Raw genomic sequence first — 23,805 nt, 5'->3', positions numbered from 1 at the left:
GGGCCTGGGCCGCCAGGTGCTCCTCGGTCGCGGCCGCCCGGTTCACGCGCCCGGCGCGTCGTCGACGAACACGTACGTGTCCACCAGCGTCCGCGCCGCGTTGCCGCCGATGAGCCCGTCCACGATCCGTTCCAGCGGGGCCATCGCCTCGTCCACCTCGATCTGCACGGGGTACTGGGCCACGAGCAGGGCGAGCAGGTCGGCCACGGCCTGCAGCGCGTCCTCCTCCCCCAGCTCCGGGTCCCAGCCCACGAGCACGTCGGCCGGCGCGTCCTGGCGCTCCGGGGTGTAGGACACCGCGAACGCGCGGATGCGCCCGCCCTCGGCCTTCGGCGCGTCGCGGAGCACGACGGCGCCCGCGGCCCCGGTGGCCGGGCCCAGCAGCAGCTGCTGGGCGGCCCCGACGCTCAGGGTCGACGGGTCCCAGGCGTGCACGGCGTCGTAGAACGCGGTGACCGCCTGGGTCAGCTCGACGGAGCCGGTCGAGGCCTCCTCGAGGACCACGCCGTCCGGGTGCTCCTCCCCGCGCACGTCCGGCAGGCCGATGGCGCCCGGGGCGATCGCGACGCGGCGGGAGCGCTGCACGGGGGTGAAGCCCTCGGCCACGAGGAACGCCTCGGTGCCGGCGGCCAGCGCGGCGGTCTGGGAGCGCACGGCGTCCGTGTCCACGGGCGGGCGGCCCGTCGCACCGTCGGCCTCGGTCTGCGGGTCGGCGCCGGTCACGCCGGGCACCAGGGCGTCCTTGGCGAACCGGGCCTTCAGGGCCGTCGTCGGGATGGCGCCGGCGGCGTGCGCCTCCGCGGCGAGCCCCCGCAGGGCCGCCACGAGCGCCCGGCCGATGCCCCGGCGCCGCTCGGCAGCCGCGGTCTCGACGTACAGCCACAACCGCCGCGGGTGCACGGACGAGGCGTAGACGACGCCTGCCGCCACCGGCACGCCGGCGTCCTCGGCCACGAGCGCGCGGCGCCAGGGCCGTTCCGCGTCCTCGGCGAGCATCGCCCGGTCCTGGTGCTGCTGCGCGTTGGCCGGGTCACCCCACACCTCGAGCAGGGCCAGGTCGTCCCCGGGCCGCCAGGGACGCAGCACGATCTCCCCGCCGGCGACCGCGGCGGAGTCGAACAGCGCGCCGCCGTCGTCGTGCCCCGCGGCCCCGGCCGCTCCCGTCACGTCCCCGCTCACTTGACCAGGCGCTCCAGCAGGTAGGACTTCACCTGGGACAGGGCCACGCGCTCCTGGGCCATGGTGTCCCGCTCGCGGATGGTCACGGCCTGGTCCTCGAGGGTGTCGAAGTCCACGGTGATGCAGAACGGGGTGCCGATCTCGTCCTGGCGGCGGTAGCGACGGCCGATCGCGCCGGAGTCGTCCGTCTCGATGTTCCAAAGGGTGCGCAGCTCCGCCGCGAGGGACTGGGTGGCCGGCTGCAGCTCGGGCTTCTTCGACAGCGGGAGCACGGCGGCCTTGACCGGGGCCAGGCGCGGGTCCAGCTTGAGCACGGTGCGCACGTCCACGCCGCCCTTGGCGTTCGGGGCCTCGTCCTCGGCGTAGGCGTCCACGAGGAACGCCATCATGGCGCGGGTCAGGCCGAAGGACGGCTCGATCACGTACGGGGTGTAGTGCTCGTTGTTGGCCTGGTCGAAGTACTGCATCTTGGTGCCCGAGTGCTCGGTGTGCCGGCCGAGGTCGTAGTCGGTGCGGTTCGCGATGCCCATCAGCTCGCCCCAGCCGTCGCCGCCGGTGAAGCCGAAGTCGTACTCGAGGTCGATCGTGGCGTCCGAGTAGTGGGCCCGCTCGTCCGCGGGGACGTTGAACTTCCGCAGGTGCGCGGGGTCGATGCCCAGGTCGATGAACCAGTCCCAGCAGTCCTCGACCCAGCGGTCGAAGTGCTGGCCCGCCTCGGCCGGCGGCACGAAGTACTCGATCTCCATCTGCTCGAACTCGCGGGTGCGGAAGATGAAGTTGCCCGGGGTGATCTCGTTGCGGAACGCCTTGCCGATCTGGCCGATGCCGAACGGCGGCTTCTTCCGGGCCGCGCCCAGCACGTTGAGGAAGTTCACGAAGATGCCCTGCGCCGTCTCCGGGCGCATGTAGTGCAGGCCCTCCTCGTTGTCCACGGGGCCGAGGTAGGTCTTGACCAGGCCCGAGAACAGCTGCGGCTCGGTCCAGGCGCCCTGGGTGCCGCAGTCCGGGCACACGATCTCGGCCATGCCCTCGGCCGGCCGGCCCTTCTTGGCCTCGAACCCCTCGAGCAGGTGGTCCTGGCGGTGGCGCCTGTGGCACTGGGTGCACTCCACGAGCGGGTCGGTGAAGGTCTCGACGTGGCCGGAGGCCTCCCACACCGCGCGCGGCAGGATGATGGAGGAGTCCAGGCCCACCATGTCCTCACGGGAGCGCACGAAGGTCTTCCACCACTCGGCCTTGATGTTCTCCTTCAGCTCCACGCCCAGGGGCCCGTAGTCCCACGCGGAGCGCGAACCGCCGTAGATCTCACCGGCCTGGAACACGAAGCCTCGGCGCTTGGCGAGGTTGATGACGTTGTCCAGCGGGGACTTGGCAGCCATGGGGGCATCACTTCCGTACTCATCGGCGGGGCGGGAGGGGATCACGACGACGACGGCACCCGGCCGCCTCCGACGCGGCGGGCCCGTTCCGGCGCGGCGCGCCGGTCGATCCCGTCCAGCCTACCGGCCATGATGGACACCGTGACCGAGACGAACGCACCCGACGCCCAGCCCCTGCCCATCCGTGACGAGTCCATCCGCCTCGGCCAGGCGCTCAAGCTCGCCTCCCTCGTGGACGACGGGGCCATGGCCCGCGACGTCGTCACCGACGGGCTCGTCACCGTCAACGGCGCGGTGGAGACGCGCCGCGGCGCCCAGCTGCACGACGGGGACGTCGTCGAGTTCGCCGGCGAGGCGTTCGTCGTCCAGGCCGAGCAGGCCTGAGCCGGCGCCCCGGCAGGCCGCCGCGGCGCCGTCGTCGAGCGGGCCCGGTGCGTCAGCCGCGGGGCGGCACCATGTGTGCGAGGTACTCCTTCACGTGGCCCAGCTCCTGCTCGTTGATCGCGTGGCCGAGCCCGGCGTAGACGATCTTCATGAGGTCCACGTGGGCGTTCAGCCAGGCATGGGTCTCCTCGACCCGGGGCTCGGAGATGATCGGGTCCTCCTGGCCGCGGCCCCAGAAGACCTTCGGTCGGACGCGGGCGACGTCGTCGTCGCGGGTGAACAGCTCGCGCAGCTGCGGCTCGGTGAGCTCCGGGTCCACCACGAAGCCGGACAGCGCCACGGTGCACGCGTAGGCCTCCGGGTCCAGGCGCAGCAGCGACGTGGCCATGGCCATGCCCTGTGAGAAGCCGAGCAGGGAGACGGTGCGGAAGTCCCCGCGCACGGCCTGCACCCAGGCGTGCAGGGCCTCGACGGCCTCGCGGACCGGCTCGGCGGTGGAGCCCAGCTCGCCCGTGACCGGGTCCTGGGAGAGCGGGAACCAGGCGTGGGAGGCCGGCTGCAGGGGCAGGGGCGCGCGGACGGCGGCCACCGTGACGTGCTCGGGCAGGTGCGGGACGAGGCCGAACAGGTCGTCCTCGTTCGCGCCGTAGCCGTGCAGGACGATCAGCAGGTCCTCGGTGCGCTCGCCCTCGGGGCGGGACCAGCGGACGACGGGCTCGACGGCGGAGGTGGGGTTCGCGTTCACGCCCGCCAGCCTAGCGAGCGGCGCGGTCGGCCCCTCCCGGAGGTTGACCCCTCCCGCGCGACGCGGGCAGAATCCTACCCGTGGGTAACCCATCCTCCTCCCAGCCTCCGCACGCCTCCGACGCGACCCCGGTCGACGACCCCGCCGCCCATCCCTGGCGCCGGTACGTGGCCATCGGGGACTCGTTCTCCGAGGGCATCGGCGACCCGGACCCGGACCGTCCCGGCTACCACCGCGGCTGGGCCGACCGCCTGGCGGAGGAGCTCGCCCGCCTGACGCCGCCCGGCGAGGACCTGGCCTACGCCAACCTGGCGGTCCGCGGGAAGCTGCTGGACCAGATCGCCGAGGACCAGGTGGAGCCGGCGCTCGCCCTGCGGCCGGACCTCATCAGCGTCTGCGCGGGCGGCAACGACATCCTGCGCGGCGCGGACCCGGACGAGATCGCGGTCCGGCTGGACGCCGTCGTCGAGCGCCTGGCCTCCGACGGCGCCACCGTGCTGCTGTTCAACGCGACCGACGTGAAGGGCACGCCCGTCATCGGCCGCATCCGCGGCACCGTGGCGATCTACAACGAGAACGTGCGCACCATCGCCCTGCGACACGACGCGCTGGTGCCGGACATGTGGTCGCTCAAGGACCTTGCCCGGCGCGAGATGTGGGCCGAGGACCGCCTGCACTTCTCTGCGCTCGGGCACCACACGATCGCCGCGATGGTGCTGGGCACCCTCGGCGTGGAGCACGGCCTCGAGCACCTGCGCCTGTCCCCGCCGGCGCCGCGCACGTGGCGCGAGGCCCGCGCGTCGGACGCGGCGTGGGTGCGCACGCACCTGGCGCCGTGGGTGGTCCGCCGCCTCCGCGGCGTCTCCTCCGGCGACGGCGTCACGGCCAAGCGCCCCGTCCCCGAGCCGCTCTTCGGCGCGCCGATGCCGCAGGGCTCGGACCACACCGAGCCGCTGGACGTCGTCGAGTCCTGAGCCCGGCCGGCGGGAGCCGGGGGCCGTTTCCCGAACGACAGTGCCGCGACACGCCGCCGTTTCCCGAACGAAAGTTCAGAGGGCGAGGGTGCGCTTCAGCGTGTCGGCCACCTGGCCGTACTCGGTGAGGAACCCGTCGTGGCCGATGGGCGAGGCGATCGTGTGCACCGGCGGCCGCGCGGGCAGCGCCGCCGCGAGCGCCTCGGACTCGGCCGGCAGGTAGAGCCGGTCCGAGTCGACGGCGGCCACGAACGCCCGCCCCCGATAGCCCGCGAGCGCCGCCGCCCCACCACCGCGTCCGCGCCCGACGTCGTGGCCCATGAGGGCCTCGGTGATCACCAGGTAGGAGTTCGCGTCGAACCGGCCGGAGAGTTTGGCCGCCTGGTGGTCCAGGTAGGACTCCACGGCGTAGCGCCCACGCCCGCCGGGCACCCCGACGACGGCGCCGAACGGGTCCTCGACGCCCTGCGGTTCCCGGCCGAACCGCTGGCCGAGCTCGCCGGCCGTGCGGTAGGTGGTGTGGGCGATGCGGCGGGCGATCCCCAGGCCGGTCACGGGGCCGGGGCCGGGGTAGTAGTCGCCGCCCCGGAAGTCCGGGTCGAGGCGGATGGCCGCGGTCTGCGCCTGCCCCCACGCGATCTGGTCGGCGGAGGAGGCCGCGGTGGCGGCCAGCACGCCCACCCCGGCGACGCGCTCGGGGTGGGTCGCGGCCCATTCGAGGGCGCGGGCCCCGCCCATCGAGCCGCCGATCACGGCGCGCCACGCGCCGATCCCGAGGTGGTCGGCCAGACGCCGCTCGGCCTCGACCGCGTCCCGCAGCGTGAGGAACGGGAACCGGGAGCCCCAGGGCCGCCCGTCAGGGGCCGGCGTCGAGGGCCCGGTGGAGCCGTGGCAGCCGCCGATCATGGCGGGGGCGACCACGAACCACCGGTCCGTGTCCACGGCGCGGCCCGGGCCGACGAGGGCGTCCCACCAGCCCGGCGTCGGGTCCTCCTCGTGCGCGGCCACGTGCGCGTCGCCGGTGAGGGCGTGCAGCACGAGCACGGCGTTGGCGCCGTCGGCGGCGAGGGTGCCCCAGGTCTCGTAGGTCAGCTCGACGTCGGGCAGCAGCCCGCCGGTCTCGGTGCGCAGCTCGCCGACCCGCAGGCGGTGGCGGCCGCCGCGGGGCAGCGCGGTGCGCGACGGACGCGTGGCGACGGCGGTCATGCCCGCTCCCCCGCGTCGTCGTCGCCGCGGCGGGCGGCGGCCGCGAAGCCGCGCTCGAGGTCGGCGAGGATGTCCTCGACGTCCTCCACGCCGAGCGAGAGCCGCACCAGGCCGGGGGTGACGCCGGCGGCGCGCTGCTCGTCGTCGGCGAGCTGGGAGTGGGTGGTCGAGGCCGGGTGCACCACGAGCGAGCGGACGTCGCCGATGTTGGCCACGTGGTGGTGCAGGGTGAGCCCGTCCACGAACGCGGCCCCGGCCTCGCGGCCGCCCGCGATCTCGAAGGAGACGAACGCGCCCGCGCCCTTCGGCAGGTAGCGCTGGGCCCGCTCGTGCCACGGGCTGGACTCCAGGCCGGCGTAGACCACGCGCTCGACGTCGTCGCGGCCCTCGAGCCAGCGCGCGACGGCGGCCGCGTTGGCCACCTGCCGCTCCATGCGCAGGGACAGGGTCTCCAGGCCGAGGTTCACCAGGAACGCGTTGAACGGGGAGATGGCCGAGCCGTAGTCGCGCAGCAGCTGCACGCGCGCCTTGAGGATGAAGGCCAGGTTGGCGCCGAGCGGCGAGCCCACCCCGAGGTCCCGCGCGTAGACGAGGCCGTGGTACGACTCGTCCGGCTCGTTGAAGCCGGGGAAGCGCTCGGCGTGCTGCGCGTAGTCGAACGTGCCGGCGTCGACGATCACGCCCGCGATGGCCGCGGCGTGCCCGCCGAGGTACTTCGTGGCGGAGTGGGTGACGACGTCGGCGCCGTGCTCGATCGGTCGCAGCAGGTACGGGGTGGCCAGCGTGTTGTCCACGATCAGCGGCACGCCGGCCTCGTGGGCGGCGTCGGCGACGGCGCGCACGTCCAGGACGTCGCCGCGCGGGTTGCCGAGGGTCTCGCCGAAGAACGCCTTGGTGTTCGGCCGGACGGCGGCGCGCCAGGACTCGAGGTCGTCCGGGTCGGTCACGAACGTCGTCTCGACGCCGACCTTGGCGAGGGTGTGCTTGAACAGGTTCTGCGTGCCGCCGTAGAGGCTGGCCGAGGCGACCACGTGGTCGCCGGCGCCGGCGAGGTTGAGGATCGCGAACGTCGTCGCCGCCTGACCGGAGGCCAGCAGCAGCGCGCCCACACCGCCCTCGAGCGCGGCGATCTTCTCCTCCACCGGGCCCTGCGTCGGGTTGCCGATGCGGGTGTAGAGCGGGTCGAGGTCCTTGAGCGCGAACCGGTCCGCGGCCACCTGGGCGGACGGGAAGTCGTACGAGGTGGTCTGGAAGATCGGCAGGGCGGTCGCACCGAAGGCGTGCTGGCCGACGGCGACGCCCGCGTGGACCTGCGCGGTGGAGAAGCCCCAGGCGTCGGGGGTCGGGGTGGGCTGGTCGGTCATGGCGGACCCTCCTGAAGGGATCAGGGGCCGGACCCGTCCGCCCCGCCCGCCGGCCGACGTGCCGATCAGGGAACCGGCGTCGTCGAGGTGCCGGAGATGACCCGGCGCCGTCGAGAGGGGCCGTGGGATCGGCCCGCGCTTGCCGGCACCCGTTGTGGGGCCGGCCTGGTCGTCACCCGGGGCACCCCACCGCGGAAGGAGGGTTGCCGGTCAGCATGCCGGGGCCTGTTGCTGACTCTCGTGACCGTGTCTCCGAGTGTAGCCCGCCGCCCCGCCACGATTTCGTCACGCGTGTCACACGCGGATACGCTCTCCGCACGGGGGCACCCGACCCGTCAAGGGCTCGACGCCCCCCGACTCGCACCAGGTCAACCCCCGGGGCAGCCCGGGAACGGAGAGGAACAGCGCAGTGCACACCTGTCGCATGGACCACGTGTCCTACGCCGCCGGCCCCGAGGGCCTGGACGCCACGGTCGCCCGCATCGCCGAGACGCTGGGCATCGAGCGGATCAAGGGCGGTGTCCACCCACGTTTCGGCACCCAGAACGCGCTCTTCCCCATGACGGGGGGGCAGTATCTGGAGGTCGTCGAGGCCCTGGACCACCCGGCCTCCCTCAGCGCGCCGTTCGGCCAGCTCGTGCGCGCCCGCACCGAGCAGGGCGGCGGCTGGATGAGCTGGGCCGTGGCCACCCCGGACATCGGCCGGTTCGAGCGCCGCCTCGGCCGCGAGGCCGTCCCCGGCAACCGTCGCTTCCCGGACGGCCGCGAGCTGTCCTGGCGCCAGATCGGCATCAAGGGCACCCTCGCGGACCCGCAGCTGCCGTTCATCCTGCGCTGGGCCGACGGCCAGGAGGACATGCACCCCTCGCAGGCGGCCGAGCCGCAGGCCACCATCGAGCACCTGAACATCGCCGGCTCCCCCGAGCGCCTCGCCGAGTGGCTCGGCGACGACGAGGACGGCCAGGTCCAGGACGTGGACATCGAGTACGTCGCGCCCTCCGGCACCCCGGGCATCGTCTCGGTCCCCTTCCGCACCCCGAAGGGTGAGATCACGCTCTGAGCGCGGGGGCGGGGCCGCTCAGCCGAGCAGCCCCGCCCGCGCCAGCAGCGGGTAGCCGACGAACCCGACGGCGTCCAGCAGCGCGTGCGCGATGACCAGCGGCATCACCCGGCGCACCCGCAGGAACACGAGCGCGAACACCACGCCCATCAGGGCGTTGCCCACGCCCGGCCCGATCCCCTGGTACAGGTGGTACGCCCCGCGCAGCAGCGCGAGGCCGAGCACCACGACGGCCGCGCGGGTCGGCAGGTACAGCCCCTCGGCGCTCACCCACGACGACGGCACGGCCGGCGCCGGATCGCGCGCCAGGCCCGCGGCGCGGAGCCGCTGCAGATACCCGAGCCGGTCGACGAGCCAGGCGCCCACGATGACCTCCTCCAGCAGTCCATGCCGCAGCGCGGAGAGCAGCAGGACCGGCACCTGGTACCAGCTCTCCCCGAGCGCCGAGCCGACGATCGCCGTCGTGATCCCCAGGGCCCGGCCGGCGGCGTAGACGCCGAGCGTGCCCAGCCCGATGGCCGCGAACAGGCCCAGGCCCCAGGCCAGGTCGCGGCCGGGGCGGCGCAGGTCGAGGCCGAGCACCCGGAACGGGTTCCGGCCGCGCAGGTGCATCAGGTGCAGCACGAGGGCCACCGGCACCAGCGCGAACCCGATGCCGAGCAGCTGGTAGGTCAGGTCGAAGGCCCAGCGGTCGGCCAGGGCCGGGTTGAGGACGGTGGTCTGCTCCCCCAGCGGGGCCTGGGTGGCCTTGTCGATGAGCTGGACGATCGCGTAGACCGCCGACTTCCCCAGGGAGAGGCCGAGGACGATCGCGATCTCCCACCGCACCGTGCGCGCCGAGGGGGCGGGCAGCGCAGGGGCGGGTCGGACGGCCGGGCCGGCCGGGGTGCGGGACGTGCGCGGGGTGGCGGACATGCCCCCCAGTATCCGCCCGCCCCCTCCCCCCGCGCGCGCTTTCGAACGTGAGGAAGGGCCCATCTCCCGTTCGAAAGTCCCCATTCCCCCGATGTCACGTTCGAAAGTCCGGGAGGGCGGAGGGAGGGTTAGCGTGGTCGTGTGGTCTCCCCGCCTGCCCCCAGCGAGCTCGAGCTGGTCCACCGCGCCCTGCAGCACCTCCGCCCCGGTCTCGACCCCGCCCTCGCCCGCCGGCTCCGCACAGCCGACTGGGCCGCGGCGTCCGTGGAGGAGGGCGGGCAGTTCCACCGCGTGCTCGTGCTCGAGGACGTCGGCGTCCTCCGGATGACGCGGGCCCACGAGGTCGGCGCCGCCCCCGCCGCGCGGTGGGCGCCCGAGCGGGACCCCGCGGCGCACCTGCCCCGGCGCCTGGCCCTCCTCGACGGGCTCGCCGCGGCCCTGGCCGAGCGCCGCGTGCCGTGGACCGTGCCGGTCGCCCTCTCGGACCCCGTCCCCGCGGGCCCGAGCGCCGCGGTGCTGCAGCGCTACCTCCCGGGCGGACCGCACCCGCCGCACGAGGGTGATCCGGCCGTGCTGCGCGGCGTCCTCGACGACCTCGCCGCCGTGGACGTCACCGACCCGCGGATCGCCCCGCACCTCGGCCGCCCGTTCGCGTTCCGCGGCCCGTGGACGCCGGAGCGCGCCCGGCACGTCGCGGCGCTGCCGGGGGCGGTCGCCGCGCGCCTGGGCGCGTGGAAGGGGCACGACGTCGACGCGCGGCTGGGCGCCGAGGCGTGGCCAGACGCGGTGGCCGCCCTCGCGGACGCGGTGACGGCGTGGACCGCCGCGCCGCCCGTGCCGCCGTCGCTCGTGCACGGCGACCTGGCCGGGCACAACATGCGCTGGCGTGCCGTGCCCGAGGACGAGGACCCGCGCGCCCCGCTGCGCTGGGCGCTGGCCGGGGTGCTGGACTGGGACTTCGCCTGCGCGTGGGACCCGGCCCTCAACGTCGCCTACCTGGCGCTGTGGCACGGCGAGGAGAAGGTGCCCGACCTGGCCCGGGACGCGGCCGAGGCGCGCCGGGCCCGCGTGTGGCTCGGGGCGATGGCCCTGGAGACGCTCGACGACGCGGCGGCCCGGGACGCGATCGTCGGCGGGCTGGCCGCGGGGTCCTGGCGGCGCCTGCTGCGCAAGACCCTGCCCCGCGTGGCGCGGGCCCTCACCGCCCTGGACGGCTGAGGGCCCGCGCGGTCGTCAGGACACGCCCAGGCGCTCCAGGACGATCTCGCGGACGCGGCCGGCGTCGGCCTGCCCGCGGGTGGCCTTCATGACCGGGCCGATCAGGGCGCCGACGGCGGCCATCTTGCCGCCCTTGATCTTCTCGGCCACGTCCGGGTTGGCGGCGATCGCGGCGTCGACGGCCTCGGTGAGTGCGCCGTCGTCGGACACCACGGCCAGGCCCTTCGCCGAGACGACATCCTTCGGGGCGCCCTCGCCGTCGGCCACCAGGCCGAGCACCTGCTTGGCGATCTTGTCGTTGATCGTCTTCGCGGCGATCAGCTCCTCGACCTCCACCACGTGCGCCGGGGTGATCCCCAGCTCGGCGACGGCGACCTCACGGGCGTTCGCCAGGCGGGCGATCTCGCCCATCCACCACTTGCGGGCGGCCGCCGCGGAGGCGCCGGCCTCCACGGTCGCGACGATCTCGTCCAGGACGCCGGCGTTGACGACGTCGCGGAACTCCTCGTCCGAGAAGCCCCACTCGGCCTTGAGCCGCTTGTTCCGCACGGCCGGAAGCTCGGGCATGGCCGCGCGCACGCGCTCGACCCACGCGGCGTCCACGTGCACAGGCACGAGGTCCGGCTCGGGGAAGTACCGGTAGTCGTCCGCGTCCGACTTCGGGCGGCCCGAGGTGGTGCTGCGGGTGTCCTCGTGCCAGTGGCGGGTCTCCTGCGTCACGGTGCCGCCCGCGGCGAGCACCGCGGCCTGCCGCTGGATCTCGTGGGTGACCGCGTGCTGCACGGCGCGCGTGGAGTTCACGTTCTTCGTCTCGGTGCGGGTGCCGAACTCGGTGGCGCCCTTGGGCATCAGCGAGACGTTCGCGTCGCAGCGGACGTTGCCGCGCTCCATCCGCGCGTCGGAGATGTCGATGGCCTGCACGATATCCCGGATCGCGGTGACGTAGGCGCGGGCCAGCTCGGGGGCCCGCGCGCCGGCGCCGACGATCGGCTTGGTGACGATCTCGATGAGCGGCACGCCCGCACGGTTGTAGTCGACGAGGGACGCGGAGGCGCCCTGGATCCGCCCGGAGCCGCCCACGTGGGTGAGCTTGCCGGCGTCGTCCTCGAGGTGCGCGCGCTCGATCTCCACGCGGAAGACCTCACCGTCCTCCAGCTCGACGTCCAGGTGGCCGTCGAAGACGATCGGCTCGTCGTACTGGGACGTCTGGAAGTTCTTCGGCGTGTCCGGGTAGAAGTAGTTCTTCCGCGCGAACCGGCAGGTCTCGGCGACCTGCGCGTCCAGGGCCACGCCCAGGCGGATCGCGTACTCCACGACCTCACGGTTGAGCACCGGCAGGGTGCCGGGCAGGCCGAGGTCGAGCGGGGTCACGTTGGTGTTCGGCTCGTCGCCGAACGCGTTGGGCGCCGAGGAGAAGATCTTCGTGGCCGTGTTCAGCTCCACGTGCACCTCGAAGCCCAGCACCGGGTCGAAGCGCTCCATCGCCTCCGCGAAGTCCATGGTCTGCTCTGCGTGGCTCATGCCCGGCCTCCTGCCGTGGTCGCGGTGGTGGCGCGCTGTGCGCCCTTCTCCAGCTCGGGGGCCTCGGCCCACACCGGCCCGCCCCGGCGCTGGGCCACGAGGCGTTCGAGCGCGGCGCCCGCCTCGTACAGGCGGGCGTCCTGGCGCGCCGGCGCCATCAGCTGCAGGCCGTAGGGCAGCCCGTCGACGACGCCGCCCGGCACGGACATGCCCGGGATGCCGGCGAGGTTGGCCGGGATGGTGGCCAGGTCGTTGACGTACATGGTCATCGGGTCGTCCGTCTTGGCGCCCAGCTCGAACGCCGGGGTCGGCGCGGTGGGCGTGAGGATGACGTCCACCTGCTCGAAGGCGCGGGCGAAGTCCTCCTGCACGAGCGTGCGGACCTTCTGCGCGGAGCCGTAGTAGGCGTCGTAGTAGCCGGCGGACAGCGCGTAGGTGCCCAGGATGATGCGGCGCTTGACCTCGGCGCCGAAGCCGGCGGCGCGAGTGGCGCCCATGACCTGCTCGATCGTGCCGCCGCCGTCGGGCACCACGCGGTGGCCGTAGCGGACGCCGTCGAAGCGGGCCAGGTTGGAGGAGGCCTCCGAGGGCATGATCAGGTAGTACGCGCCGAGGGCGGCGTCGAAGCTCGGGCAGGAGACCTCCACGATCTCCGCGCCGGCCTCCCGCAGGGCGGCGACGTGCTCGTCGAAGCCGGCCCGGATGCCGGGGTGGAACGCGTCCGCCGGCAGGTCCGTCACGACGCCGACGCGCAGCCCCGCCAGGTCGCGGCCGCGGGCCGCGGCGGTCAGGTCCGCCGGCGCGTCGGCCAGGGACGTGGAGTCCTGCGGGTCGTGGCCGCCGATGACCTGCTGCAGCGCCGCGGCGTCGGCCACGGTGCGGGCGGCGGGGCCGATCTGGTCCAGCGAGGAGGCCATCGCGATCAGGCCGTACCGGGACACGGCGCCGTAGGTGGGCTTCACGCCGACCGTGCCGGTGAACGCGGCGGGCTCGCGCACGGAGCCGCCGGTGTCCGAGCCGAGGGCGAAGGGGGCCAGGAAGGCGGCCACGGCGGCCGCCGACCCGCCGCCCGAGCCGCCGGGCACGCGGTCCCCGTCCCACGGGTTGCGGGTGACGCCGAACGCGGAGTGCTCGGTGGAACCGCCCATCGCGAACTCGTCGAGGTTGGTCTTGCCGAGGATCGGCAGGCGGGCCTCGCGGAGGCGCGCCACCACCGTGGCGTCGTACGGGCTGAGCCAGCCCTCGAGCATGCGGGAGGCGGCCGTGGTCGGCTGGCCGCGCGTGACGATGTTGTCCTTCACGGCCACGGGCACGCCGGCCAGCGGGTGCAGGGCATCGGCCTCGGGGCCGCCGGCGGCGCGGATCGCGTCCACCTCGGCGGCGACGGCGAGGGCCTCGTCCGTGTTCACGTGGAGGTAGGCGCGCACGCCGCGGTCGCCGTCGGCGTCGGCGCGCACGTCGCCGTCGTGGGCCGCGATGCGGTCCAGGTGGGCCTGGACGAGCTCCACGGAGGTGGTGGTGCCGGCGCGCAGGCGCTCGGCCATCTGCAGCGCGGTGAGCCGGACGAGCTCGTCGGCGCCGAGGGTCGCGTTCACGTCGAACGTCTCGGTCATGGGGGTGATCACTCTCCGTCCAGGATGGCGGGGACCTTGAACTGGCCGTCCTCGGAGTCCGGCGCCTGGTCGAGGGCCTCCTCCTGCGTGAGCATGCCGGCGGGCACGTCCTCGCGGAACACGTTCTGCAACGCGATGGGGTGGGACGTCGGCGTCACGTCGTCGCCCGCGGCGGCCTGGACCGCGGAGACGTGCTCCAGGATCTTCTCCAGGTCGCCGGACATCGTGTCCAGCTCCTCGTCGGTCATCCGGATGTGGGCCAGGCGAGCCAGATGCTCCACCTGATCCCGGGTGATCTCAGGCATGGATCTCCTCGTGTGACGGGTCGGGGCGGGGTGGACGACGCCGGCGCGGCGGCGGCCACATCGGAATCGAGTCTAGTGCCGGGGCCTGCCCGGCCGCCGCCACCGCTTCGAGGCGGGAGATCCACCCCACCGCGGCGCTCCGGGCCCGCATGACAGGGATTTCCCGCCCCGAATGGGGTCCCGGCGCCGATCTCCCGCCCGGGGTCAGTCCAGCGCGAGCCGGTAGACGAGGAACGGGCCGGTCTCGTCGGCCGGGTCGAGGTCCGGCACCACGTCCGCGAGGAGCCAGTCCCGCTCGGGGACGCGCACGAAGCCGGCGCGCTCGTACATGCGGTGGGCGTCAGTCATGGAGGGCATGGTGGTCAGCACGACGGCGTCCACGCCCTCCTCGGCGCGGGCCCGCGCCACGATCTCGGCCAGCAGGGCGCCGCCCACCCCGCGGCGGTGGAACCGCGGGTGCACGGCGAGCATGCGGAACTCGTACTCCCCGTCGCCGGAGGTCTCGGCCAGGGGCGAGCCGGGCGGGGTGAGCACCACGGACCCGGCCACCTCGCCGTCGACCTCGGCCACGAGCACCTCCGCGCGGCCGGCCCGGTCGGCCACGTCCCTGAGGGTCTTCACGTAGGCGTCGTCGGGGGCGATGTGGCCGCCGTCGACATAGGACGCCAGGGTGAGTTCGGCGACCGCCTCGTGGTCCTCGGGGCGCAGCGGGCGGACGAGGGCGCTCATGCGTCACCTCCGGCGCGCTGGCGCAGCGTGTCCTTCAGGCGGGCGCGGGTCGCGTCCGTGGCCACGACGTAGTCGCGCCGACGCAGCCAGGCGGTGGGCACGGCCTGGTGGGGGTGGCCGTCGCGCGCCTCGTGCAGCCCCTCGAGGAACGTCGCGGCCGCCGGCTCCTGCCAGATGTTCACCCAGTAGGCGCGCTCCCGCTCCTGCGCCGTCGGTTCCTTGACCAGCCGCCTCGTGAACGAGCAGCCCGGCCGCCAGAACACGACGACGCCGCCGCCCTCGACGTGCGCCTGCGCGCCGGCGAACGGCCGCGAGCGGACCCGCACCGCCCACCGGTACGTGACCGCGTAGCCGGCCAGGACGAGCCCGGCCACGATCATGCCGACCTGTTGCAGGCGCGTCCCCGCGATCATGAACGTCAGGCCGCCGGCCACGAACAGGACCGGGTAGAACCACGGGTCGCCGACGATCCGCCTCATGCCGTCTCCCCCGTCACGGCGACCAGGGCGGCCGCGTCCACGTCGCCGGCCACCATCCAGTCGGGATGGGCCGTGCCGTCCGCCGAGGCGGGCCGCGTCACCGCGACGCCGGCCTCCTCCGCCACCAGCGCGCCGGCGGCCCAGTCGTACTCCTGCGTGCCGAACTCGGCGTAGGCGTCCAGGGTGCCGTCCGCGACCATGCACAGGTCCAGCGCCGCCGAGCCGATCCGCCGCACGTCCCCGAACGCGGGCAGCAGGGCCGCGAGCGCGCGCACCTGCAGGGCCCGGCGAGCGGGGTCGTAGCCGAAGCCGGTGGCGAGCAGCCGCCCCGAGCGCCCCGGCACGGGGCCGGTGAGTCGCACGGGGGCGGCATCCCGGTCGGGCACGTCCACGCCCGCCGTCGTCGCGTCCGCGGTGCTGAAGGCGCCCCGGCCCGCGCTCGCGAACCAGGTGCGCCCCAGCGCGGGCGCCGCCACGACGCCGGCCAGCCAGCGTTCGGTGCCCTCGGCCACCCCCAGCAGATCGGCGGTCTCGGCGTCCACCGGGCCGGTGACGGCCACCGAGGTGCAGAACTGCGGCAGGCCGCGCACGAAGTTGGTGGTGCCGTCCAGCGGGTCGATGGACCAGCGGTACCCGGACGGCTCGGCCGGGTGGGTGGCGCCGTACTCCTCGCCGGTGATCTCGTCCGAGGGGCGGTAGCCGGCGATGACCTCCCGGACGGCCTGCTCGGCGCGGCGGTCGTAGTCGGTGACCCAGTCGGAGCCGGAGGACTTCGTCTCCGCGCCGATCTCCTCGATGCCCAGCGGGACGGCCGGATGGTGACCGGTCCAGCGCCGGGCCAGGACGTCCGCGCCGGCGCGCGCGGCGGCCTTGGCGACCACGAGCAGGCCCGGGACCGTGATGCGCGCGCTCATGCCGAGGCCTCCCCGTCTGCGGCGTCGTCGGTGGCGTCGTCCGTGTCCGCCGGGCGCACGGCGTCCGGGCCGCCGGCCAGCAGCGCCGTGAACCCGGCCTCGTCCAGCACGGGCACGCCGAGGGACTGCGCCTTGTCCAGTTTGGAGCCGGCGGCCTCGCCGGCCACGAGGAAGTCGGTCTTCTTGGACACGGACCCGGAGGCCTTGCCGCCGCGCACGAGGATCGCCTCCTTCGCGGAGTCGCGGGAGAAGCCCTCGAGCGAGCCGGTGACCACCACGGTCATGCCCTCGAGCGTGCGCGGGGTGGACTCGTCCTGCTCGTCCTCCATGACCACGCCCGCCGCGGCCCACCGGTCCACGATCTCCCGGTGCCAGTCCTCGGCGAACCACTCGATGAGCGCGTCCGCGATGATCGGGCCGACGCCGTCGATCTCGGCCAGCCGGTCCCGGTCGCCGGCCTCGGCCGCCGCGCGCAGCGCCGCCATCGAGCCGAACGCCGTGGCCAGCGAGCGGGCCGCCGTCGGGCCCACGTGCCGGATGGACAGCGCCACGAGGGTGCGCCACAGCGGCTGGGACTTGGCCTTCTCGAGCTCGTCGAACAGGCGCAGCGTGTTGGCCGTGGGCGCGGACGGCCTCTTCGCGGTGCCGGCGGTGAAGAAGTACGGCTTGAGCGTGAACACGCCCGAGGGCACCAGGCGGCCGTCCACCTTCGTGCGGCCCTCGCGCCACACGCGCACCGCGCCGAGGGAGCGCTGCAGGTCCGTCAACCCGTCCTCGCCCCGGGGGCCCGTGATCTCCTCCGGCGTGCCGGAGGCGAGGTCGAAGATCTGCGCCTCCGCCGTGATGGGGCCCGGGCCCTCGGGCCGCACGTGCCCCTCGTGCTCGGCCGGGTCCTCGCCGGGGCCCTGGACGAGCCAGCGGGCGGCCTCCTCGCCGAGCGCCTCCACGTCGAAGGCGCCGCGGCTGGCCAGGTGCTCGACGCGGCCGGCCAGCTGGGCCGGGCAGGAGCGGGCGTTGGGGCAGCGCAGGTCCACGTCCCCCTCCTTGGCGGGGGCCAGCGGCGTGCCGCATGACGGGCAGTGCGCGGGCATGACGAACTCGCGCAGCTCCCGGCCCGCCTCGATCGCCTTCTCGCGCAGCGGCAGCACGGGGCCCACGACCTCGGGGATCACGTCCCCGGCCTTGCGCACCACCACGGTGTCCCCGATCAGCACGCCCTTGGCCTTGACCACGTCCTGGTTGTGCAGGGTGGCCAGGGAGACGGTGGACCCGGCCACGGTGACCGGCTCCATCACCGCGAACGGGGTCACCCGCCCGGTGCGGCCCACCGAGACCGCGATGTCCCGCAGCAGCGTGTGCACCTCCTCCGGCGGGTACTTGTACGCCGCGGCCCAGCGGGGCACGCGGGAGGTGTGGCCGAGGTAGCGCTGGTCCGCGAACGCGTCCGCCTTCAGCACGATGCCGTCGATCTCGTGGATCAGCTCGTGCCGACGCCGGCCGTACTCCTCGATCACCGCGACGACGGCGGCCACCGCCTCCTCGTCCGCGCCCTCCACCCGGCGGGTGTAGGGGCTCACGGGCAGGCCCCAGCCCGCGAGCGCGTCGTACACCTCGTGCTGGGACTCCAGCCCGAACGCCTCGACCGAGCCGATGCCGTGCACGAACATGGCCAGCGGGCGTTGCGCGGTGACCGCGGGGTCCTTCTGACGCAGGGCGCCGGCGGCGGCGTTGCGTGGGTTCGCGAACGGCGTCTGGCCCTCCTCCGCACGGCGCGCGTTGAGCTCGGCGAAGGCGGCGGAGGACATGAACACCTCGCCGCGCACCTCGAACTCGGCGGGCCAGCCCTCGCCGGAGAGCTCGTGCGGGATGTCCCCGATGGTGCGCACGTTGGCGGTGACGTCCTCGCCCGTGACGCCGTCGCCGCGGGTGGCGGCCTGCACGAGCCGCCCGTCCCGGTAGCGCAGGGCGACGGCGAGCCCGTCGATCTTCACCTCCACGAGCCAGCGGGGCGCCACGCCCGGCCGCACCTGCGTCAGGGCCTGCGCCGCGCGGCGGAACCAGACCTCGAGCTCCTCGACGGAGAACAGGTCCTCGAGCGAGTACATGCGGGCCCCGTGCCGGACGGGGGCGAACGCCTCCGAGACCTCGCCGCCGACCTCCTGGGTGGGCGAGTCGTTGGACACGAGCTCGGGGTGCAGGGCCTCGAGGTCCTCGAGACGGCGGTACAGCGCGTCGTACTCGGCGTCCGAGATCTCCGGGGCGTCCCGCTGGTAGTAGGCGGTCCGGGCGGCGCGGACCCGCTCCACGAGGTCCTCGTACTCCTCCCGCAGGTCCGCGGCGGGGATGTCCTGCGGATCGGGCTGGGCGGCGGATTCCTTGGGGGTGCTCACCCGGCCCAGCGTAGTCGGCGTCCCGGACGGCGCACCCGGGTCAGGGGATGCGCACGAGCACCGCCGTGACGTTGTCCCGGCCGCCGCGCCACAGGGCGGCGCCGATGAGCTTCTCGAGGGCGTCCTCGAGGGTGTCGGCGTCGTCGATCAGCGCGCGGATCTCCTCGTCCAGCAGCTCGCCGGTCAGGCCGTCGCTGCACAGCAGGACGAGGTCCCCGGAGGCGAGGGGGATCTCGGCCACGTCCACCGTGAGCGCCTCGCGCGAGCCGAGCGCGCGGGTGATGACGTTGCGGCGCGGGTGGACGCGGGCCTCGGCGGGGGTGAGCTCCCCCGCGTCGACGAGCATCTGGACCGCCGAGTGGTCCACCGTGAGCTGCTGGAGCACCGGCGAGCCGACAGGCCGCAGGTACACCCGGGAGTCGCCGACGTTCGCCACGGCCCAGCGGCCGCGCTCCGTGTCCAGGCAGGCCAGGACGGTCAGAGTGGTGCCGGAGCGCCCCAGCCCGGCCTCGACGACGGCGGCGTCCGCCTCGTGGATCAGGTGGCCGAGCTCCTGGGGCGTGTGGGCCGTGCCCGGGGCGAGCACCTCGGGGGCGCGGCGGCGCAGGGCCTCGATCGCGGCGGCCGAGGCCACCTCGCCGGCCTCGTGCCCGCCCATGCCGTCGGCCACGGCGGCGAGCACCAGCGGCTCCCCGACGAGGGTCCACGCGTCCTCGTTCAGGTCGCGGACGGCGCCCACGTGGGTGGCGCCCGCGGCCTGGGGCCGCGGCGCGGACGGGGTCTCGGGGCGGGGGTCCACGGGGTCCTCGATCAGTCGGCGAGCAGGGTCTGGGCCGACCCGTCCAAGAGCAGGGAGGGGCGGACCTCTCCGAACCCGCGGACGATCCTGGGCGGCTGCGGGACGAGCACGAAGCGCTCGTCCCGGGACAGGGCCGCAGCGGTCATGGCGTCCACGAGCACGGTACCCGGATCGGCCAGGGACGTCAGCCGCGCGGCGAGGTTCACGGTGGGCCCGTAGATGTCCCCCATGCGGGAGAGCACCCGTCCCCATGTCAGGGCAACGCGCGCCGAGGGCAGCTCCTCGTCCGCGGCGATGGTCTCGGCCAGGGAGAGCGCGATCGCGGCGCCGGCCTCGGGGGTCTCGGCGTTGAACATGACCTCGTCGCCGATGGTCTTCACGAGCCAGCCGCCGCCGGCCGAGATGGTCTCCGCGGCGAGGGACTCGAAGCGCAGCACCATGCGGGCCAGCGTCCGGTCGTCCATGGTCCGGGAGAGCGTCGTGTAGGAGACCATGTCCGCGAAGCCGACGGCGCGGGCCAGCGGCAGCGGCGCATCCGACTCGGAGCCGTCGCGGCCCTGGGCGCTGGCCGCCAGCCCGGCCTCCACGCGCACGGTCAGGCGCTGGACGGCGCGGTTGAGCTGGCGCCGATAGACGATCCGCATGGCCTTCTCGAGCGGTCCGACCATGTCCGGGAGCATGTCGACGACGGCCCGCCGTGCCTCCGGGTCCGTCAGGCCCTCGGAGGCGATCTTGTCCTCCACGAGCGCCTCGATCTGCCACACCACCATGCGGTCCGTCATCTGCCCGATCGAGCGGGCCAGCGAGATGGCGGTGTCCTCGTTCAGCGTCCCCGAGCGTACGAGCGTGAGCACGGACTCGAACGCCTCGATGTCCGCCTCGGTGAAGGCCTTGTGCCCCTCCGGCGACGTCGGATAGCCCAGCGCACGCCAGATCTTCCGGGCGGAGGCCATCGAGACGCCGAGGCGCTGCGCCACCTCCCGCGAGGTGTAGGCGCGCGGGCCCACCACCAGGCCGGCGTCGAGCGTGCGCATCGCGCTCGTCCAGCCGGCGGGCTCGGCGGACCGCTCCTGGGCGCCGCGGGCGGTCTCGTCCTCGGCCGGCGGGACGATCGGCAGCGGTGCGGTGTCCGGTGTCTCCCGACGGCTCATCGGAGGTCTCCTGTCGGGACGGGGGCGGGCCAGGTCGCGGTGCGGGCCTGGCGGGTGAGGTGGGCCAGGGCCTCCTCGAAGCGCGCGGCCTCGGGGACGTCGCGCAGCCGCCAGTGGACCTGGCGGGCGGGCTTCTGGAAGAGGATGTGCAGGTCTCCGGCACCCGAGCCGCGGCGGCGCCGCTGCACGTCCGCGATGGACACGAGCGGCATGGCGGCACCGGAGCCGCCGATGCCGGCGCCCTGGAGGATGCGGCGGTCGGTGAGCACGGTGCGCCGGAAGACCCAGCGCCACAGCGGGCGGACGGTGCCGGGGAGCAGGACGAGCGCCGCGACCACCCACGCGGCCGCCTCGAGCACGGCGCGGTTCGCGGCGACGAGCCCGGGCAGGTCGGGGCGTGCGAGCACGCCGACGGCCAGGCCGAGCAGGAACGCGACGGCCACGAGGACCGCGGCGGGGCGCAGCAGCGCGCGCGGGTGGGTGCGGGTGCGCACCATCACCTGCTCACCGGGCTCGAGCCGCACGGCGGTCACCTCCTGGCCGGGACGGGTGTGTCATGCGCCGCGATGGACGTCTCCGCGCAGGTGGGCCACGTCCCCCGCACTGACCTCGGTCTCGATTGTGCCATGATCCGGTGTGACGTGCCTCACGCGCAGGGTGCCGCCGGGGCCGAGGCCCACGGCCGTGCCCTCCAGCACGCCGCCGCCGGGCAGCTCGGCGCGCACCGCGCGGCCCAGCGTGGAGAGCCGGTCCGCCACGGCCGCCACGGCCGGGTGACGCCCGTCCACGGCCGCCGTCTGCCCCGCCACGCCCGCCGCGAAGCGGTCCACGGCCGCCACGACGGCGTCACGCAGCTCGACCGCGAGGTCCCGGGGCGCGGGCACGGCGTCCGCGCCGATCCACTCCGCCAGGTCCGAGGCGGTGTCCACCGGGGCGGCCCCGCGGTGGTCCAGGTTCACGCCCATCCCGACGACGACGCCGGGCCCCTTGCCGTCCGAGGACAGCGCCACCGTGGCCAGCACGCCGCACAGCTTGCGCCCGTCCGTGGCGAGCACGTCGTTCGGCCACTTCACGTGCGTCGGGACGCCCCGGGCCGCGAGGCGCTCGGCGACCGTGGCGGAGGCGACGAGCGAGAGCCAGCTCAGGTGGGCCGGAGAGACCGGCACCCCGCCGGACTCGGGACGCAGGTACACGGACAGGGCGAGCGCCGCCCCCGGCGCGGCGCTCCACACGCGGGAGTGCCGACCCCGGCCGGCCCGCTGGTCCGCGGTGGCCACGGCCGCACCGTGCCGGTGCCCCTCGCGGTCCAACCGTGCGAGGAGCTCATCCTGCGTGGAGCCGGCGGAGTCCAGCCAGGTCAGATCCGGTGTGGGGGCGTCGTCGGGCTGCATGCCCCTAGATATACACGGCGTTCCCGGGGGCGGGCTGGGCGGGCCGATCCGCCGCCGGGGCGCGCGGACGGGCAGTCCGGGCCGACGTCCTCGCCGTTTGTGGGCTTCCTCCAACCGTGGGCGTCCGCGGTGGCCCGTACACTGGCCGACTGAGCCTCCGCATCTGGCGGACCACCACAAGGAGGACGTGTGACCGATCCCGACCTGACCACCACGGCCGGCCGGCTGGCCGACCTGCATCGGCGGCTCGAGGCGACGGCCGCGCCCGGCGGCCCGGACGCCGTCGAGCGCCAGCACGCTCGCGGCAAGCACACCGCGCGCGAGCGGATCGACCTCCTCCTGGACGAGGGCTCCTTCGTGGAGCTGGACGCGCTGGCCGTGCACCGCACCACCGCGTTCGGCATGGACGCCAAGCATCCGGCCGGCGACGGCCTGGTGTCCGGCTTCGGCACCGTGGACGGGCGCCAGGTGGCCGTCTACTCGCAGGACTTCACCGTGTTCGGCGGCTCGCTGTCCGAGCGCAACGGGCAGAAGATCGTGAAGGTCCAGGAGTTCGCCGCGCGCAACGGCTGCCCCGTGATCGGCATCCTCGACGGCGGCGGCGCGCGCATCCAGGAGGGCGTGGCCTCCCTCGCCCAGTTCGCGGACATCTTCCGGAACAACGTCCTGGCCTCGGGCATGATCCCGCAGATCTCGCTGATCATGGGCCCCTCCGCCGGCGGCGCGGCCTATTCGCCGGCCCTGACGGACGTCGTGGTGATGGTGGACCGGACCTCGCACATGTTCATCACCGGCCCGGACGTGATCAAGACCGTCACGGGCGAGGACGTGGACATGGAGACCCTCGGCGGCGCCCGCTCGCACAACGCCACCTCCGGCACCGCCCACTACATGGCCTCCTCGGAGGAGGACGCGATCGCCTACGTGCAGGAGCTGCTCGAGCTGCTGCCCTCCAACAACCTCGCAGAGGCCCCGACCTTCGAGGCCGCGGACCCGGAGCCCACGGACGAGGACCTCGCCCTGGACGAGATCATCCCGGACTCCGCCAACCAGCCCTACGACATGCTCGAGGTCATCGCCTCGATCGTGGACGAGGGCCACCTGCTGCAGCTGCAGGAGCTGTACGCGCCCAACGTGATCACCGGACTGGCCCGCCTGGACGGCATGAGCGTGGGCGTCGTCGCGAACCAGCCGCTGCAGTTCGCCGGCACCCTGGACATCGCCGCCTCGGAGAAGGCCGCGCGGTTCGTGCGCTTCTGCGACGCGTTCAACATCCCGATCATCACCCTCGTGGACGTGCCCGGGTTCCTGCCCGGCACGGACCAGGAGTTCAACGGCATCATCCGCCGCGGCGCCAAGCTGATCTACGCCTACGCCGAGGCCACCGTGCCGAAGCTGACCGTGATCACGCGCAAGGCCTTCGGCGGCGCATACATCGTGATGGGCTCCAAGAAGCTCGGCGCCGACCTGAACCTGGCCTGGCCGAGCGCGCAGATCGGCGTGATGGGCGCCCAGGGCGCCGTGAACATCCTGTACCGGCGCGACCTGAAGGCGACGGCGGAGGCGGGCGGCGACGTCGATGCGCGCCGGGCCGAGATCGTGGCCGACTACGAGGCCGAGCTGCTCAACCCGTACCAGGCCGCCGAGCTGGGCTACGTGGACGCCGTGGTGCCCCCGCACGCCACCCGCGGCCAGCTCATCCGCGCCCTGCGCGCCACCCTGCACAAGCGCGAGGCCCGCCCCGCCAAGAAGCACGGGAACATGCCGCTGTGAGCGCCCCGCTGGGTCCGGGCGCCCCGGACGAGAACGACGCGTCCACGCAGGCCACGCCGGCGTCGGCCGACCCGCTGCAGCTCAACGGCCCGGAGTTGGAGCCGGAGGAGATGGCCGCGCTGGCCGCCGTCCTCGAGGCGGCCGCCGCGGCCCGTGCCGAAGCCGCCCGACTCGCCGCCGAGGCCGCCGACCCCCGCCCCCTGGACCGCACGCTCCGCCGTCGCGGCGACCTGGGCCTGTGGGCCCGGCCCGGCCGCGGTCAGTGGCGTCAGGGCGCGGGCCCGCAGTGAGCCGGGACGCGGGCGCCAGCGCCTAG

The 23,805-nt window shown here is 74.6% G+C and carries 23 protein-coding genes and 1 riboswitch; of the genes, 6 read left to right on the top strand and 17 right to left on the bottom strand.

Annotation, left to right across the window (positions count from 1 at the left end; all coding sequences use genetic code 11):
* Positions 1 to 42 precede the first annotated feature (42 nt).
* Complete coding sequence (locus tag AUV08_RS00395) at positions 43 to 1,179, bottom strand: GNAT family N-acetyltransferase (protein WP_061867375.1); 1,137 nt, start codon at positions 1,177 to 1,179, stop codon at positions 43 to 45.
* On the bottom strand, positions 1,176 to 2,558 hold the full coding sequence (locus AUV08_RS00390; protein WP_061867376.1) for a glycine--tRNA ligase: 1,383 nt from the start codon (positions 2,556 to 2,558) through the stop codon (positions 1,176 to 1,178). Before AUV08_RS00390 ends, AUV08_RS00395 begins: the two co-directional genes overlap by 4 nt.
* A 129-nt stretch (positions 2,559 to 2,687) precedes the next feature.
* On the opposite strand from AUV08_RS00390, the gene AUV08_RS00385 reads away from it, so the two are divergent.
* Entirely contained in the window at positions 2,688 to 2,942 is a 255-nt protein-coding gene (locus tag AUV08_RS00385) for an RNA-binding S4 domain-containing protein (protein WP_197459302.1), read from the top strand.
* Between the two features lie 52 nt (positions 2,943 to 2,994).
* Here the strand turns inward: AUV08_RS00385 and AUV08_RS00380 are convergent, their stop codons facing one another.
* Positions 2,995 to 3,687, bottom strand: a complete 693-nt coding sequence (locus tag AUV08_RS00380; RefSeq protein WP_061867377.1) for an alpha/beta hydrolase — start codon at positions 3,685 to 3,687, stop codon at positions 2,995 to 2,997.
* Between the two features lie 80 nt (positions 3,688 to 3,767).
* Between AUV08_RS00380 and AUV08_RS00375 the strand changes: the two genes are divergently transcribed.
* A complete protein-coding gene (locus AUV08_RS00375; protein ID WP_061867378.1) occupies positions 3,768 to 4,661 on the top strand; it encodes an SGNH/GDSL hydrolase family protein in 894 nt (297 codons plus the stop codon).
* Between the two features lie 75 nt (positions 4,662 to 4,736).
* Here the strand turns inward: AUV08_RS00375 and AUV08_RS00370 are convergent, their stop codons facing one another.
* A complete protein-coding gene (locus tag AUV08_RS00370; RefSeq protein WP_061867379.1) occupies positions 4,737 to 5,867 on the bottom strand; it encodes a homoserine O-acetyltransferase in 1,131 nt (376 codons plus the stop codon).
* On the bottom strand, positions 5,864 to 7,231 hold the full coding sequence (locus AUV08_RS00365; protein WP_061873030.1) for a bifunctional o-acetylhomoserine/o-acetylserine sulfhydrylase: 1,368 nt from the start codon (positions 7,229 to 7,231) through the stop codon (positions 5,864 to 5,866). The genes AUV08_RS00370 and AUV08_RS00365 overlap by 4 nt, the downstream gene beginning before the upstream one ends.
* A gap of 130 nt (positions 7,232 to 7,361) precedes the next feature.
* Positions 7,362 to 7,477: riboswitch (SAM riboswitch) on the bottom strand.
* A gap of 178 nt (positions 7,478 to 7,655) precedes the next feature.
* On the opposite strand from AUV08_RS00365, the gene AUV08_RS00360 reads away from it, so the two are divergent.
* A complete protein-coding gene (locus AUV08_RS00360; protein WP_369814505.1) occupies positions 7,656 to 8,291 on the top strand; it encodes a VOC family protein in 636 nt (211 codons plus the stop codon).
* Between the two features lie 18 nt (positions 8,292 to 8,309).
* On the opposite strand, the gene AUV08_RS00355 is transcribed toward AUV08_RS00360, so the two are convergent.
* The gene (locus tag AUV08_RS00355; protein ID WP_061867382.1) at positions 8,310 to 9,206 is read right to left on the bottom strand and encodes a CPBP family intramembrane glutamic endopeptidase; all 897 of its coding nucleotides are present in this window, start codon (positions 9,204 to 9,206) and stop codon (positions 8,310 to 8,312) included.
* A gap of 141 nt (positions 9,207 to 9,347) precedes the next feature.
* Between AUV08_RS00355 and AUV08_RS00350 the strand changes: the two genes are divergently transcribed.
* On the top strand, positions 9,348 to 10,424 hold the full coding sequence (locus tag AUV08_RS00350) for a phosphotransferase (protein WP_061867383.1): 1,077 nt from the start codon (positions 9,348 to 9,350) through the stop codon (positions 10,422 to 10,424).
* Positions 10,425 to 10,439: 15 nt separating this feature from the next.
* On the opposite strand, the gene gatB is transcribed toward AUV08_RS00350, so the two are convergent.
* The 11 genes from gatB to AUV08_RS00295 form a co-directional block, all read right to left on the bottom strand.
* The gene (gene gatB / locus AUV08_RS00345) at positions 10,440 to 11,945 is read right to left on the bottom strand and encodes an Asp-tRNA(Asn)/Glu-tRNA(Gln) amidotransferase subunit GatB (RefSeq protein ID WP_061867384.1); all 1,506 of its coding nucleotides are present in this window, start codon (positions 11,943 to 11,945) and stop codon (positions 10,440 to 10,442) included.
* Positions 11,942 to 13,558 (bottom strand): Asp-tRNA(Asn)/Glu-tRNA(Gln) amidotransferase subunit GatA, encoded by a 1,617-nt coding sequence (gatA, locus tag AUV08_RS00340; protein ID WP_197459303.1) that lies wholly within the window; start codon positions 13,556 to 13,558, stop codon positions 11,942 to 11,944. Before gatA ends, gatB begins: the two co-directional genes overlap by 4 nt.
* Before the next feature lie 8 nt (positions 13,559 to 13,566).
* Positions 13,567 to 13,863, bottom strand: coding sequence for an Asp-tRNA(Asn)/Glu-tRNA(Gln) amidotransferase subunit GatC (gene gatC / locus AUV08_RS00335; RefSeq protein WP_049146890.1), 297 nt, complete (start codon positions 13,861 to 13,863; stop codon positions 13,567 to 13,569).
* 204 nt (positions 13,864 to 14,067) lie between these two features.
* Positions 14,068 to 14,592, bottom strand: a complete 525-nt coding sequence (locus AUV08_RS00330; RefSeq protein ID WP_061867386.1) for a GNAT family N-acetyltransferase — start codon at positions 14,590 to 14,592, stop codon at positions 14,068 to 14,070.
* A complete protein-coding gene (locus tag AUV08_RS00325; protein ID WP_061867387.1) occupies positions 14,589 to 15,071 on the bottom strand; it encodes a hypothetical protein in 483 nt (160 codons plus the stop codon). The genes AUV08_RS00330 and AUV08_RS00325 overlap by 4 nt, the downstream gene beginning before the upstream one ends.
* A complete protein-coding gene (locus AUV08_RS00320) occupies positions 15,068 to 15,985 on the bottom strand; it encodes an inositol monophosphatase family protein (protein ID WP_061867388.1) in 918 nt (305 codons plus the stop codon). The genes AUV08_RS00325 and AUV08_RS00320 overlap by 4 nt, the downstream gene beginning before the upstream one ends.
* On the bottom strand, positions 15,982 to 18,375 hold the full coding sequence (ligA, locus tag AUV08_RS00315; protein ID WP_061867389.1) for an NAD-dependent DNA ligase LigA: 2,394 nt from the start codon (positions 18,373 to 18,375) through the stop codon (positions 15,982 to 15,984). Before ligA ends, AUV08_RS00320 begins: the two co-directional genes overlap by 4 nt.
* A 40-nt stretch (positions 18,376 to 18,415) precedes the next feature.
* A complete protein-coding gene (locus tag AUV08_RS00310; RefSeq protein ID WP_061867390.1) occupies positions 18,416 to 19,174 on the bottom strand; it encodes a PP2C family serine/threonine-protein phosphatase in 759 nt (252 codons plus the stop codon).
* An 11-nt stretch (positions 19,175 to 19,185) separates the two neighbouring features.
* Entirely contained in the window at positions 19,186 to 20,325 is a 1,140-nt protein-coding gene (locus AUV08_RS00305; RefSeq protein ID WP_061867391.1) for an adenylate/guanylate cyclase domain-containing protein, read from the bottom strand.
* Positions 20,322 to 20,849 (bottom strand): PH domain-containing protein, encoded by a 528-nt coding sequence (locus AUV08_RS00300; protein ID WP_061867448.1) that lies wholly within the window; start codon positions 20,847 to 20,849, stop codon positions 20,322 to 20,324. Before AUV08_RS00300 ends, AUV08_RS00305 begins: the two co-directional genes overlap by 4 nt.
* A gap of 30 nt (positions 20,850 to 20,879) precedes the next feature.
* Complete coding sequence (locus AUV08_RS00295) at positions 20,880 to 21,716, bottom strand: biotin--[acetyl-CoA-carboxylase] ligase (protein ID WP_061867392.1); 837 nt, start codon at positions 21,714 to 21,716, stop codon at positions 20,880 to 20,882.
* Between the two features lie 189 nt (positions 21,717 to 21,905).
* On the opposite strand from AUV08_RS00295, the gene AUV08_RS00290 reads away from it, so the two are divergent.
* Positions 21,906 to 23,489 (top strand): acyl-CoA carboxylase subunit beta, encoded by a 1,584-nt coding sequence (locus AUV08_RS00290; RefSeq protein ID WP_020625510.1) that lies wholly within the window; start codon positions 21,906 to 21,908, stop codon positions 23,487 to 23,489.
* Positions 23,486 to 23,779, top strand: coding sequence for a hypothetical protein (locus AUV08_RS00285; RefSeq protein WP_084776561.1), 294 nt, complete (start codon positions 23,486 to 23,488; stop codon positions 23,777 to 23,779). Before AUV08_RS00290 ends, AUV08_RS00285 begins: the two co-directional genes overlap by 4 nt.
* Positions 23,780 to 23,805: the final 26 nt, after the last annotated feature.

The organism is Micrococcus sp. CH7, assembly GCF_001595485.1.
Classification (GTDB): Bacteria; Actinomycetota; Actinomycetes; order Actinomycetales; family Micrococcaceae; genus Micrococcus; species Micrococcus luteus.
The sequence above is the reverse complement of the archived record's forward strand: the minus strand, read 5'-3'. Positions and strand labels throughout refer to the sequence as shown.